Below are 12,244 nucleotides of genomic sequence, written 5' to 3'. Positions count from 1 at the left end.
GCTCTAGCAAACTGATCGGTCTTTAAAGCGCAAAAACGTTACCAGCTGAAGGGCCTTTAGCACCATTCTCAATAGAGAATTCTACTTTTTGCCCTTCATCTAACGTTTTAAAATCGTTACTTTGGATCGCAGAAAAATGCACGAAGACATCTTTGCTGCCATCAGCAGGAGTAATAAAACCAAAACCTTTACCTGCATCAAACCATTTTACTAAACCAGTCATTTTATCAGACATAGATACTTCCTTTAATTTTGAGCCACTCAATGTGGCGAACATGGCCTGTTTTGCAGAGATTTACTTATTGGGCACTTAGGAGGAGGCTCATGAAGAAGGATATCTATGGATAGCACTTGGACTGAGGACTGCTTTACTAAAACTGCTTTCATAAGGTCTGTGTTCCAAACCGATGAGCCATAATAGTCACGTGCTGATTAATTTTGCAAGCATTAACTTCACTAACTTTTTTCACACGTGTACCGCGCCTTATCTTTTCGATGGCTGTATGTACGGAACACGAAGCTTGGCTGAACCATGAAAGCTAAAAGCCCCGACCGTTGCAGTCAGGGCTTTTAGGGTACTACAAACTTAAGATTTAACATGAATCAACTTACATAACTTGATACTACTGATTTTGGTACTACTCTAAATGCACTTGTTTATCACAGATAATATTGGGTGATAAAAGATAGCTATATCATCCTCCCTATACTGACTGATGTATAACGCCTACTAATCCGAAGAAATATGAAAGATTGAGCAGGTTAAACCAGTACATCTCCCCTCGCGATATAAAGTACTTGATGCGTGGCCTTACTTTCGTTGCGATAACATTCTTTCAACAACACGCAACATCAAAAAACTATAAATCAGAGCCTTACACCATCGCGTTAACATACATACTTTGCGATTATAGAGACTGACTACATGGCCTTAAAACGTTATCGCGTGAGCCTGCCACTCTACCCAACTGCGATTATCCCATATAAAAATATTTCGTGGCCTTTATCGCAAAAAAAACTAAAACCCTATTAAAAATACATACTGCTTGCTCTCTATATTAACAGCGAGCTGTTTTATGTGCCGCTGTTGATGCCTAATTTACGGGTTTTAGATACTGTGTCAATACTGTTTTTAACAACATGTTTTTATTATCAGTAAATCCAAGTTAAAACAGGCTCAGTATGAAGGTGTGACAAACTCTGATGCTGTTAATACCGGGTTAAAAGGTGTGTTTCTCGCCTGATTTCCTGATCGGTTCTCTCACAATGAAAACCTCAAGAATTCCGCTCCCACCTTTTTTGGCTGAACTCCGTAATACTTTCTCATCATGCCAATGACGTTTTAGCTTTCGATGGGGGTTATTTATGCAATTTAAGTGAGTTGCGTAATCGGTGGATGGGGGCGTTGCTTCGTCTGTCGCAGATCGTACGTACCTTTCCTACCAGAAAACGCAATTTCCAGGATACGATTTTTCAATTTTTTGCAGGACAACGCTACCCTTTGTCACTAATCCGAATTCCAAGGGCGGCAGGATGTGTTAGCTTTGAAGGTAAGCATTTAGTCATTCAAGGAGACACTGTGAAGCTTAAAGCATTGGCCATGGCCGCAATGATTGGATTAGGCACGTTACCTCTGGCGCTGCAGGCAGCAGAAGTACCTGAAGGGCCGCATGTGGTCACTTCCGGTACGGCCAGCGTTGACGCCACCCCGGATATTGCCACACTGGCGATCGAAGTCAGCGTTTCTGCCAAAGATGCTGCCCAGGCGAAAAAACAGGTTGATGAGCGCGTAGCGCAGTATTTTGACTTCCTGCAAAAAAACGGCATTGAAAAGAAAGATATCAATGCGGCCAACCTGCGGACCCAGCCAGAATATGACTATCTGAAAACCGGTGAATCGCAGCTGAAGGGCTACCAGGCTGTGCGCCAGGTGCAGGTAACCTTGCGCCAGTTGGATAAACTCAACGAGCTGTTGGACGGTGCGCTGAAATCGGGTTTGAACGAAATTCGTGCGGTTGAGCTTGGGGTGGCCAAGCCAGAGGTTTATCGCGAGCAGGCACGTCAGAAAGCGATTGAAAACGCCACTCAGCAAGCTGCCTCGTTAGCGCAGGGCTTTAAGGCCAAGCTGGGGCCGGTGTACAGCATTCGCTATCACGTTGCCAACTACCAGCCGATGCCGGTCGCGCGCATGTTCAAGGCCGCTGCTGCGGCACCGGAAAGCGATGCCGCTCAGACTTACGAACAGCAAAGTATTCACTTTGACGATCAGGTGGACGTGGTATTCGAGCTGAAAACCAACGCCGCACAGTAAGCAATCTCTTGCCGGGGCGCGGTGTTATGCCGCGCCTTTAATCCTGCCTTAATACCTGATGCCCGTGAGACAGCAGCGCATCGGTGACCTTACGCATCATGCGGCTTTCCGGTGCAAAGCGGTGCCAGAACAGCATACGGCGCTGGAACAGGCCCGGTGTCAGGTCGATCAGTTCTCCGCTAGCCAGCTCTCTCTCAATCTGCAGATGCGGGATCATACAGCAGGTGGTGCCTTGCCGTGCCAACTGAACAAACGCCTCTGACGAGTTAACGATATGGCAGGGAACGCTGCCCGGCGAGAGATCGAAGTTCTGCTGTAAAAACGCCTGATGCATATCATCGAGATGATCGAATGCCACCGCCGGTGCCTTCAGCAGGGCGGAGCGGGTCACGCCGTTGGGGAAATAGCGATCGGCAAAGGCTTTTGAGGCGACGAACAGATAGTCCAACGCGCCCAACCGATCGACCAGGCAGCTCGGCAGCGGCTGCGGCTGGATACTCACCGCGCCCACTACTTCCCCCCGGCGCAGACGTTCCTGCGTGCGGGTTTCGTCTTCCACCTGCAAATTCAGGCGCACCGGGGAATCGGCCAGTACCGGTTTTAGTGCCGGTAACAGCCACGTTGCCAGGCTGTCGGCGTTGACCGCCAGTGACAGCAACAGCGGCGTATCGACCCCATTGTCATTCCCTAACCACTCCTCTTCCAGCAGCTCGACCTGATGCAGCAAGGCCAGCAGTTTTTGACCCTGCTCGGTTGGGCGCGGTGGCACGGTGCGTACCAGTAGCGGTTGGCCGAACAGGTTTTCCAACTGTTTGATGCGCTGGGATACCGCCGATTGGGTGATACAAAGTTTTTGTGCCGCGCGCTCAAAGCCACGCTCACGGATCACCGCGTCCAGCGCTTGCAGCGTTCTATAGTCTGGGCGTTTCATCGGAGAGAAGATCCCTTTTAGTAAATTGATTCAGGCACTATGCCACATTTTTGCACTTTCTCAGGTGAAAAAATCCCGCTGCTCTTTTCAGCGGGGGCGTCGTAGGGAGGGGCAGAAATGTGCGTCAAGTTAAATAAGTGTGTTTTAGCCTAAGTTGCCGTCAGTGATTTACCCTATAATACGCACACGTTTTCGTACATAGGCAATGAGCACATCATGACTCAGGATGAACTGAAAAAAGCGGTAGGTTGGGCAGCATTGGAATACGTGAAGCCTGGCACTATCGTGGGCGTGGGCACCGGCTCTACCGCGGCTCACTTTATTGATGCGTTGGGTTCGATCAAACACCAGATCGAAGGCGCGGTATCCAGCTCAGACGCGTCGACCGCCAAGCTGAAAAGCCTGGGGATCCACGTTTTCGATAGCAATGAAGTGGATTCGTTGGATATCTACGTGGACGGTGCCGATGAAATCAACGGCCACATGCAGATGATTAAAGGCGGTGGCGCGGCTCTGACCCGTGAGAAGATCATTGCTGCCATTGCTCGTCAGTTTATCTGCATTGTCGACTCCACCAAGCAGGTTGATGTGCTGGGTAAATTCCCGCTGCCGGTAGAAGTGATCCCGATGGCCCGTTCCTACGTAGCGCGTGAGTTGGTCAAGCTGGGCGGCCTGCCGGAATATCGCCAGAACGTGTTAACCGATAACGGCAACGTGATCCTGGACGTGCACAACCTGGAAATCCTTGACGCTATCGCGCTGGAAAATAAGATCAACAGCATCGCCGGTGTGGTTACCGTGGGTCTGTTTGCCAACCGTGGCGCGGACGTTGCACTGGTCGGCACGCCGGATGGCGTAAAAAAAGTGGTCAGATAATCTGGCCATGAAAGCGGCGAGCCTGCTGACATAGCCTCAGCCGGTTCGCCGCTTTTTACGGGGTAACGGCCCGCCACGCATAATTCTTGTCTTAAAATATCTTTTCTCAAAATCGACGAATTTGGTGACATATGTCACATTCCGTGAATAACCTCCGTTAAGCTTCTGCCTAAATCTTTCCCGATGGCATTTTCCACCAGAAAGCACCGACATCGCTGAGCCTTGTGCTAACGGGCAGGCAATCGTTTGTATTGCCGGGCGCGTTATTTTTGTTATGTTGGAGGGACGTGCTGTTGATTTTGGGTTGCTGCCGGTCTGGCGGTAATGTGAAAGCTATACCCTCTGGATTTCAAGCTGTCGTTTGGAATATGACGGGTATAAAGGGGAAAACAGCCGCTTCTGAAGTCTGATTATAGGGTCGGGTAAATGGCAAAAGTATCATTGGAGAAAGACAGGATTAAGTTCCTGTTGGTAGAAGGGGTTCATCAGAGCACCGTAGATAACCTGCGTGCTGCCGGATATAGCAACATCGAATATCATAAAGGTGCGTTAGACACCGAAGCGCTGAAGGCATCGATCCGTGATGCACACTTCGTGGGTATCCGATCGCGTACGCATCTGTCCGAGGAAGTTTTCGCGGCCGCAGAGAAGCTGGTCGCGGTGGGCTGTTTCTGTATCGGCACCAACCAGGTTGATTTGAAAGCAGCGACCAAACGCGGCATTCCGGTGTTTAACGCGCCTTTCTCCAATACTCGATCCGTGGCCGAAATGGTGCTGGGTGAGCTGCTGTTGATGCTGCGCGGGATCCCAATGGCCAACGCCAAGGCACACCGTGGCCAGTGGCAGAAACTGGCCGTGGGCTCGTATGAAGCGCGGGGCAAGAAGTTGGGGATCATCGGCTACGGCCATATCGGGACTCAGCTTGGCATCCTGGCGGAAGGCCTGGGGATGAAGGTGTTCTTCTACGACATCGAGAACAAGCTGCCGTTGGGTAATGCCCAACAGGTGCGTCATCTTTCCGATCTGCTCAATATGAGCGACGTGGTTACGCTGCACGTGCCGGAAACGCTGTCGACCAAGAACATGATCGGCACTGAAGAGCTGGCGCTGATGAAGCCAGGTGCGATCCTGATCAACGCCTCACGTGGCACCGTGGTAGATATCCCGGCACTGTGTAACGCCTTGGCGAGCAACCATCTGGCTGGTGCGGCAATCGACGTGTTCCCGGAAGAGCCGGCAACCAACAGCGATCCGTTTAATTCTCCACTGTGCGAGTTCGATAACGTGCTGTTGACGCCGCATATCGGCGGTTCAACCCAGGAAGCGCAGGAGAACATCGGTGATGAAGTGGCTGGCAAGCTCGCGAAGTATTCCGATAACGGCTCAACGCTGTCTGCGGTCAACTTCCCAGAAGTATCGCTGCCAGCTCATGGACCGAACGCCAGCCGTTTGCTGCATATTCATGAAAACCGTCCAGGCATCCTGACGCAGATTAACCAGATCTTCGCTGAAGAAGGGGTGAACATCGCGGCCCAGTATCTGCAGACCAGCTCGGAAATCGGCTACGTGGTTATCGATATCGAAGCGGAAACCGAACGTGCTGATGCCGCGTTGCAACGTATGAAAGCGATCGAAGGGACTATCCGCGCCCGCTTACTGCTCTAGTCGGTAACCGACGGAAAACATCAAGGCCGGAGCAATCCGGCCTTTTGCTATGCGGAGACTGGCCAGGCCCAGGTTTGTGACGGGGTGATAATCTCTGGCAGGGGAATATCCCATTGTTCCACCGGCAAGGCGCTAACCCGTTGGCAATCGTGCGCAATCCCCATCGGATAGGGGCCAATGTGTTGCCAGTTCTGCAAGGTGCGATCGTAAAACCCGCCGCCCATCCCCAGACGTTGCCCTGCCGAATCGAAGGCGACCAGCGGCGTCAATACTACATCCAATTGTGACACCGGCAAGACGTTGCGGACATCGAGCGCTGGCTCGAGGATTTTGAAGCGGTTACTCACCAGAGGTGTTTGCGCGGTGTAATGCAGGAATAACAGGTTACCGGGGCTGAACGGATGTAACACCGGCAGATAAACCTGTTTACCCAGTTGCCACAGTCGCTCGATCAGCGGGCCTGTATTTAGTTCGCCATCAAAAGAGAGAAACGCCGCAATGCTTCTGGCCGCCTGAATGCGGGGATGTTGCGCAATATTGCAGGCCATTTGCTGGGCAAAATCATGCTGCTGAGCGGGCGTTAAGGCACGACGTCGTTGGCGTATTTCGTTACGGATGAGTTGGCGTTGCTGAGCGAACTGAGGTTGCAAAGACATAGTGTGAGATTCGCCAAAAGTGGTGAGTTAACACACTGAAAACGCAGGTGAAGGGATCTCCGAGATGCCGTCGCAGGCTGTAACCCTTGAACCCATGGTTCAAGGTGAACGTGCTGTCACAATCTTAAGGCTTCTCGGACGGGCCGAGCATGCACACCGATCATGGATCATCACATTCTGTTGGTACTAAATATCGGCTCAGGGGACTGGCCCGCTGGCAAACATCTCAGAGAAATTTTTCACTCATTGCCGGAGCCTTCAACTCCAGCAACTTAAGTTATTCGAATTGTGCATCCTGACGTTCAGAGATGCGACCCTGTTCAAGCAGTGCTTGTTCAATGGTCTGTTGCAGCATACGAATTCGTTGTTCCATATTGGCCGCATAGTCACGCGTTTTCAAGCGTTCTTGAGCAAGTTCGTGACAGACGTTCAATGCCGCGATAAATACGAGTTGCTCTGTATTTGTGACTCTAGTGCGAACTTTAAGATCTTGCAACCGTTGGTTAAGATCTTCTGCTGCCATGTTCAACGCATCTTGTTGTTCTGGCGGGCAATTGACTCTTAACGAGCGGCCAAAAATTTGAATATCTACCGGTTGTGCAGACATGCCACCTTCCTGCCTAAATTTCGCGCCAGCACCGGTCAGCCATTGCCGGGCTGCCGAAGCGGGCGTCACTATATATACCTGGGTACCAAGATTCAACACTTTTTCAGTACCTGGTTGTAATCTACCGCGCCTAACCTTACCAGACAAAAAACGGTTGCAAAATGCGTATTTACCGTACGTTTGCCCGGACTGCGCTGATTATAACTAGCCACTGAGGTGTTGCCTCAACTGGTATACCAACGGACCTTGGTGGTAGCATAACACGAACTTATCCTGCCAACGATGACGAATGCGCATGTCTATACAGAATACATTTCCAAGTTACCAATCTTTGACCGTGGCTCTTAACCAGCAGGCGGTTGCTTTGACCGCAGCCGAGATGCACGGTTTGATCAGTGGCCTGCTGTGCGGTGGCAACCGTGACGCCAGCTGGCAGACGCTGGTGTTTGATCTGACCAACGAAGGCATTGCCTTCCCGCAGGCGTTGAGCCAACCGTTACAGCAGCTGCATGAAATCACTCGTGATACGCTGGAAGATGACGAGTTCATGTTCCAACTGATGATGCCGGAAGGCGAAACCGTCAGCGTGTTTGACCGTGCGGATGCCTTGGCGGGGTGGGTAAACCACTTCCTGTTGGGGCTGGGCATGATGCAACCGAAGCTGGCGCAGGTGAAAGATGAAGTGGGCGAGGCGATCGACGATCTGCGTAATATCGCTCAACTGGGTTATGACGAAGGCGAAGACCAGGAAGAACTGGAACAGTCGCTGGAAGAAGTGGTGGAGTACGTGCGCGTTGCTGCGCTGCTTTGCCATACTGAATTTACCCGCCAGAAACCGACGGCCCCGGAAAATAAACGGCCGACGTTGCACTGACCGGCGGATCCCGCGTCCGTTGGCCGAGAGCGCTGATAACCCCTACTGACTGCGTTCAGCAGGTGGCATAAACCGATTTCAGGAGATGTGATGACCCAGCAGGAATTCCATAAACGCCGTCAGGCTTTGTTGGCACAGATGGCTCCGGCCAGCGCGGCAGTGATATTCGCCGCACCGGAAGCGACGCGTAGTGCAGACTCTGAATATCCTTATCGTCAGAACAGTGATTTCTGGTATCTGACCGGTTTCAACGAGCCGGAAGCGGTGTTGATCCTGGTGAAGAGTGATGAAACTCATAACCACAGCGTGCTGTTCAACCGCGTACGCGATCTGACGGCAGAAATCTGGTTTGGCCGCCGTTTGGGCCAAGACGCGGCTCCGGCCAAGTTGGGGGTAGACCGCGCGCTGGCCTTCGACGAAATCAACGATCAACTGCACCTGCTGCTCAACGGCCTGGACGTGGTGTATCACGCCCAGGGGCAATATGCCTATGCCGATGAAATTCTGTTTGGCGCGCTGGATAAACTGCGTAAAGGCTTCCGTCAGAACCTGGAAGCCCCTGCAACCCTGACGGATTACCGTCCTTGGCTGCATGACATGCGCCTGTTCAAATCGGCAGAAGAAGTTGCTGTTATGCGCCGCGCCGGTGAGATCAGCGCCATGGCGCATACCCGTGCGATGGAAAAGTGCCGCCCGGGTATGTTCGAATATCAGCTCGAAGGGGAGATCCTGCACGAATTTAACCGATTGGGTGCCCGCTTCCCGTCTTACAACACCATCGTCGGCAGCGGAGAGAATGGCTGCATCCTGCATTACACCGAAAACGAGTGTGAAATGCGTGACGGCGATTTGGTGCTGATTGATGCCGGTTGTGAATATCGCGGTTATGCCGGCGATATTACCCGCACCTTCCCGGTTAACGGCAAGTTCAGCAAGCCGCAGCGTGAGATATATGACATCGTGCTGGCGTCGATCAACAAGGCGCTGGAAATGTTTAAACCGGGTATCAGCATTCGCGAAGTGAACGATCAGGTCGTTCGCATCATGATCGCCGGGTTGGTTGAGCTGGGCGTGATGAAGGGCGATGTGGAACAGCTGTTTGCCGAGCAGGCACACCGCCAGTTCTTTATGCACGGCCTGAGCCATTGGTTGGGGCTGGATGTGCATGACGTGGGCCACTATGGCTCAGCGAGCCGCGATCGCGTGCTCGAGCCAGGTATGGTGTTGACGGTAGAACCTGGCCTGTATATCGCACCGGATGCCGATGTGCCGCAGGAGTATCGCGGTATCGGTATCCGCATTGAAGATGACATCCTGATCACCCAAGACGGCAATGAGAACTTGACCGCCAGCGTGGTGAAGGATGCCGACGCAATTGAGGCTTTGATGGCGGCGGCCAGATAACATGAGCGTAATCATTGTGGGCGGTGGGATGGCTGGCGCTACGTTGGCACTGGCGATTTCATCACTGACTCAGGGCAAGGTGGCCGTCGAGCTGGTGGAGGCTACTCGGCCGGACGATCGCGCGCATCCTGGCTTTGATGCACGGGCTATCGCTCTGGCGCAGGGAACCTGCCAACAGCTGGCGCGTATCGGCGTTTGGGCTGCCTTGCGGGACTGTGCCACGGCAATCACTCACGTCCACGTTAGCGATCGCGGGCATGCCGGTTTTGTGAACCTGCACGCGCGGGACTATCAGGTGGAGGCATTGGGGCAGGTGATTGAACTGCACGATGCCGGGCAGCGGTTGTTTGCGTTGCTGGCGAAAGCCCCTGGGGTCACTCTGCATTGCCCGGCCAAAGTGGTCGATGTGCTGCGCACCGCCGATCGTGCTGAAGTGCAGTTGGATAATGGGCAGCGCCTGACGGGCCAGTTGCTGGTGGCGGCAGACGGTTCACGTTCGGCGCTGGCGCAGGCCTGCAATATCCAGTGGCAGCAGAGTGATTACCCGCAGTTTGCCACCATTGCCAACGTTTCAACGGCCGAGGCTCCGCAAGGGCGGGCGTTTGAACGTTTCACCCGCTACGGGCCGTTGGCGCTGTTGCCGATGTCTGGCGGGCGTAGCTCGCTGGTGTGGTGCCACGCACGGGAAACTCGTCAGCAGGTCGATAGCTGGAGTGATGAGCGTTTTCTCAGTGAGCTGCAACAGGCCTTCGGCTGGCGGCTGGGTAAGATGCTGAAGGCGGGCAAGCGCCACAGCTACCCTCTTAGCCTGCTAAGGGCAAATCAGCACGTGAGCCACCGCTTGGCGCTGGTTGGCAACGCGGCGCAAACGCTGCATCCAATCGCTGGGCAAGGGTTCAACCTGGGTTTGCGAGATGTGATGTCGCTGGCGGAAACCCTGGCAGAAGCCGCGCAGGCTGGCACCGATCTGGGGGCCTATGCGCTATTGAGCCAGTATCAGCAACGTCGGCAACAGGATCAGCAGGCGACCATCGGCGTCACCGACGGTTTGATACGCCTGTTTGCCAATAGCTACGCACCGCTGGTTGCCGGGCGTAATCTGGGGCTGATGGCAATGGAGCAGTTACCGGCCATGCGCGATGCCTTTGCCAAACGCACGTTAGGTTGGGTTGAACGCTAATTTTTCCCTTAGCTATGTTGCTGAAGTCGGCCAGAATGTTGACTGTTGTCACCGTACCAACTCCCCCTCCTTTGGGAGAGGGTTGGGCCGAAGTTGGGATGAACACTAATTTTTGCCCTACCTGCCTTGCTGATGTGGGGCAATATTTTGATAAAAGTCACCAAATCAGCTCCCTCTCCCTGTGGGAGAGGGTTGGGGTGAGGGGCAAATTTAAGGAACTCAAGCAGCATGCAATCATTTGATGTGATTATCGCCGGTGGCGGTATGGTGGGATTGGCACTGGCCTGCGGTTTGCAGGGCAGCGGCCTGCGCGTAGCGGTGCTGGAACAACGGCAGCCGGAATTATCGCCGCTGCCAGAGCAACCCGCGTTGCGTGTATCTGCCATTAACGCCGCCAGCGAGCGCTTGCTGCAAAGCATTGGCGTGTGGGATGAGATCCGCAACCTGCGCGCCAGCCCGTATAACGCGATGGAAGTCTGGGATCGTGACAGCTTCGGCAAGATCGCGTTTCGCGGCGACGAATGTGGTTTCAGCCACCTCGGCCATATCATTGAAAACGAGGTGATCCAGCAGGCTCTGTGGCATAAGGCGGCCACCTTGGCCGACGTAACGCTGCTCGCTCCGGCCGCGCTGAAACAGGTGGCATGGGGGGAAAACGACGCCTTCGTCACGTTGGAAGATGGCCGCATGTTAACCGCCCGGTTGGTGATCGGTGCCGATGGAGCCAACTCCTGGCTGCGCCAACACGCCGATATCCCGCTGACCTTCTGGGACTACCGCCACAGCGCGCTGGTGGCCACCATTCGCACCGAAGAGCCCCATCTGGCTACGGCGCGTCAGGTATTTCATGGCGAAGGGATCCTGGCCTTCCTGCCGTTTAGCGATCCACATTTGAGTTCGATCGTCTGGTCGGTTGCGCCAGAAGAAGCTGAACGGCTGCAACAGCTGGAACCTGAAGCCTTTAACCGCGAACTGGCGATGACCTTCGATATGCGTTTGGGCAACTGCCAGCTTGAAAGCGAGCGGCTGACCTTCCCGCTTACCGGGCGATACGCTCGCAGCTTTGCCGCCCATCGTCTGGCGCTGGTGGGGGATGCGGCACATACCGTGCATCCGCTGGCTGGGCAGGGCGTAAACCTGGGCTTTATGGACGCCGCCGAGCTGATATCCGAGCTGAAACGCTTGCAACGTCAGGGCAAGGATATCGGTCAACACCTGTATCTGCGCCGTTATGAGCGCCGCCGCAAGCACGGTGCCGCAGTGATGCTGGCGAGTATGCAAGGGTTCCGCGAACTGTTTGCAGGCCATAACCCGGCGAAAAAACTGCTGCGTGACGTGGGCTTAAGGCTGGCCGACAGCCTGCCGGGCGTGAAGCCGAAGCTGGTGCGTCAGGCCATGGGGCTTAACGATCTGCCGGACTGGCTCGCCTAGTCAGCTTGGGTCTGACAAACCTCACTATGGGGCGCGGCATACTGCGCCCGCTAATCTGCATGTTTACCCGTCATCGATTTCTCTTATACCTCTCTTCGTTTGAGAAATTCTAATTTCAGGCAGAATTTATCATTACTTTTTCTAATTCCATGGCCGGTTATCAAAAACCGAAATTCTCTATCCCAGCCTCTGTTTGTTATATAACTTCGGATTTTTGCCGCTTTAATTGTTAATTTTGTGCCTCAAAGCGCATTTTTCCAGTGAAAAACTCTGCAAACTAACGCGGCATTTTACCGACCCTGAATCCGG

Annotated in this window: 11 protein-coding genes and 1 other RNA gene; 7 read left to right on the top strand and 5 right to left on the bottom strand. The window is 53.6% G+C overall.

The features are described from left to right. Positions 1-22: 22 nt before the first annotated feature. Positions 23-235 carry an RNA chaperone/antiterminator CspA gene (gene cspA, locus KGP16_RS21260; RefSeq protein ID WP_021806212.1) on the bottom strand — a complete coding sequence of 71 codons (213 nt, stop codon included), beginning with the start codon at positions 233-235 and terminating at the stop codon, positions 23-25. A gap of 1,344 nt (positions 236-1,579) precedes the next feature. Between cspA and KGP16_RS21255 the strand changes: the two genes are divergently transcribed. Then, positions 1,580-2,311 (top strand): oxidative stress defense protein, encoded by a 732-nt coding sequence (locus KGP16_RS21255; protein WP_021179787.1) that lies wholly within the window; start codon positions 1,580-1,582, stop codon positions 2,309-2,311. A gap of 37 nt (positions 2,312-2,348) precedes the next feature. Here KGP16_RS21255 and KGP16_RS21250 read toward each other — a convergent pair whose 3' ends face one another. Beyond that, positions 2,349-3,242 carry a LysR family transcriptional regulator ArgP gene (locus KGP16_RS21250; protein ID WP_021179788.1) on the bottom strand — a complete coding sequence of 298 codons (894 nt, stop codon included), beginning with the start codon at positions 3,240-3,242 and terminating at the stop codon, positions 2,349-2,351. A 216-nt stretch (positions 3,243-3,458) separates the two neighbouring features. Between KGP16_RS21250 and rpiA the strand changes: the two genes are divergently transcribed. Together rpiA and serA are read left to right on the top strand one after the other, a co-directional pair. Continuing rightward, entirely contained in the window at positions 3,459-4,118 is a 660-nt protein-coding gene (gene rpiA / locus KGP16_RS21245; protein ID WP_037375716.1) for a ribose-5-phosphate isomerase RpiA, read from the top strand. A 426-nt stretch (positions 4,119-4,544) separates the two neighbouring features. Then, positions 4,545-5,783, top strand: coding sequence for a phosphoglycerate dehydrogenase (serA, locus tag KGP16_RS21240; RefSeq protein WP_021179789.1), 1,239 nt, complete (start codon positions 4,545-4,547; stop codon positions 5,781-5,783). A 47-nt stretch (positions 5,784-5,830) separates the two neighbouring features. Here serA and KGP16_RS21235 read toward each other — a convergent pair whose 3' ends face one another. The 3 genes from KGP16_RS21235 to zapA form a co-directional block, all read right to left on the bottom strand. Next, complete coding sequence (locus KGP16_RS21235) at positions 5,831-6,439, bottom strand: 5-formyltetrahydrofolate cyclo-ligase (protein ID WP_021806210.1); 609 nt, start codon at positions 6,437-6,439, stop codon at positions 5,831-5,833. Positions 6,440-6,491: 52 nt separating this feature from the next. After that, positions 6,492-6,675, bottom strand: a non-coding RNA gene (gene ssrS / locus KGP16_RS21230) — 6S RNA. Positions 6,676-6,716: 41 nt separating this feature from the next. After that, a complete protein-coding gene (gene zapA / locus KGP16_RS21225) occupies positions 6,717-7,046 on the bottom strand; it encodes a cell division protein ZapA (protein WP_021179791.1) in 330 nt (109 codons plus the stop codon). A 295-nt stretch (positions 7,047-7,341) separates the two neighbouring features. Here zapA and KGP16_RS21220 point away from each other — a divergent pair, with 295 nt between their 5' ends. The 4 genes from KGP16_RS21220 to ubiI all read left to right on the top strand — a co-directional run bounded on the left by KGP16_RS21220 (position 7,342) and on the right by ubiI (position 11,935). After that, positions 7,342-7,920 (top strand): YecA family protein, encoded by a 579-nt coding sequence (locus KGP16_RS21220; protein WP_024486381.1) that lies wholly within the window; start codon positions 7,342-7,344, stop codon positions 7,918-7,920. A gap of 90 nt (positions 7,921-8,010) precedes the next feature. Beyond that, positions 8,011-9,324, top strand: a complete 1,314-nt coding sequence (pepP, locus tag KGP16_RS21215; protein WP_223500298.1) for a Xaa-Pro aminopeptidase — start codon at positions 8,011-8,013, stop codon at positions 9,322-9,324. A gap of 1 nt (position 9,325) precedes the next feature. Beyond that, positions 9,326-10,504, top strand: a complete 1,179-nt coding sequence (gene ubiH / locus KGP16_RS21210) for a 2-octaprenyl-6-methoxyphenyl hydroxylase (protein WP_059201696.1) — start codon at positions 9,326-9,328, stop codon at positions 10,502-10,504. Between the two features lie 228 nt (positions 10,505-10,732). Continuing rightward, positions 10,733-11,935, top strand: coding sequence for an FAD-dependent 2-octaprenylphenol hydroxylase (ubiI, locus tag KGP16_RS21205; RefSeq protein ID WP_059201695.1), 1,203 nt, complete (start codon positions 10,733-10,735; stop codon positions 11,933-11,935). Positions 11,936-12,244: the final 309 nt, after the last annotated feature.

The sequence above is a fragment of the Serratia sp. JSRIV006 genome, assembly GCF_019968685.1.
GTDB classification, from domain to species: Bacteria; Pseudomonadota; Gammaproteobacteria; order Enterobacterales; family Enterobacteriaceae; genus Chania; species Chania fonticola_B.
The sequence above is the reverse complement of the archived record's forward strand: the minus strand, read 5'-3'. Positions and strand labels throughout refer to the sequence as shown.

What these genes read in the sequence shown, in the direction of transcription:
- cspA (WP_021806212.1), bottom strand. Translation starts at nt 235, where the DNA reads ATGTCTGATAAAATGACTGGTTTAGTAAAATGGTTTGATGCAGGTAAA.
- KGP16_RS21250 (WP_021179788.1), bottom strand. Translation starts at nt 3,242, where the DNA reads ATGAAACGCCCAGACTATAGAACGCTGCAAGCGCTGGACGCGGTGATC.
- rpiA (WP_037375716.1), top strand. Translation starts at nt 3,459, where the DNA reads ATGACTCAGGATGAACTGAAAAAAGCGGTAGGTTGGGCAGCATTGGAA.
- serA (WP_021179789.1), top strand. Translation starts at nt 4,545, where the DNA reads ATGGCAAAAGTATCATTGGAGAAAGACAGGATTAAGTTCCTGTTGGTA.
- KGP16_RS21235 (WP_021806210.1), bottom strand. Translation starts at nt 6,439, where the DNA reads ATGTCTTTGCAACCTCAGTTCGCTCAGCAACGCCAACTCATCCGTAAC.
- zapA (WP_021179791.1), bottom strand. Translation starts at nt 7,046, where the DNA reads ATGTCTGCACAACCGGTAGATATTCAAATTTTTGGCCGCTCGTTAAGA.
- KGP16_RS21220 (WP_024486381.1), top strand. Translation starts at nt 7,342, where the DNA reads ATGTCTATACAGAATACATTTCCAAGTTACCAATCTTTGACCGTGGCT.
- pepP (WP_223500298.1), top strand. Translation starts at nt 8,011, where the DNA reads ATGACCCAGCAGGAATTCCATAAACGCCGTCAGGCTTTGTTGGCACAG.
- ubiH (WP_059201696.1), top strand. Translation starts at nt 9,326, where the DNA reads ATGAGCGTAATCATTGTGGGCGGTGGGATGGCTGGCGCTACGTTGGCA.
- ubiI (WP_059201695.1), top strand. Translation starts at nt 10,733, where the DNA reads ATGCAATCATTTGATGTGATTATCGCCGGTGGCGGTATGGTGGGATTG.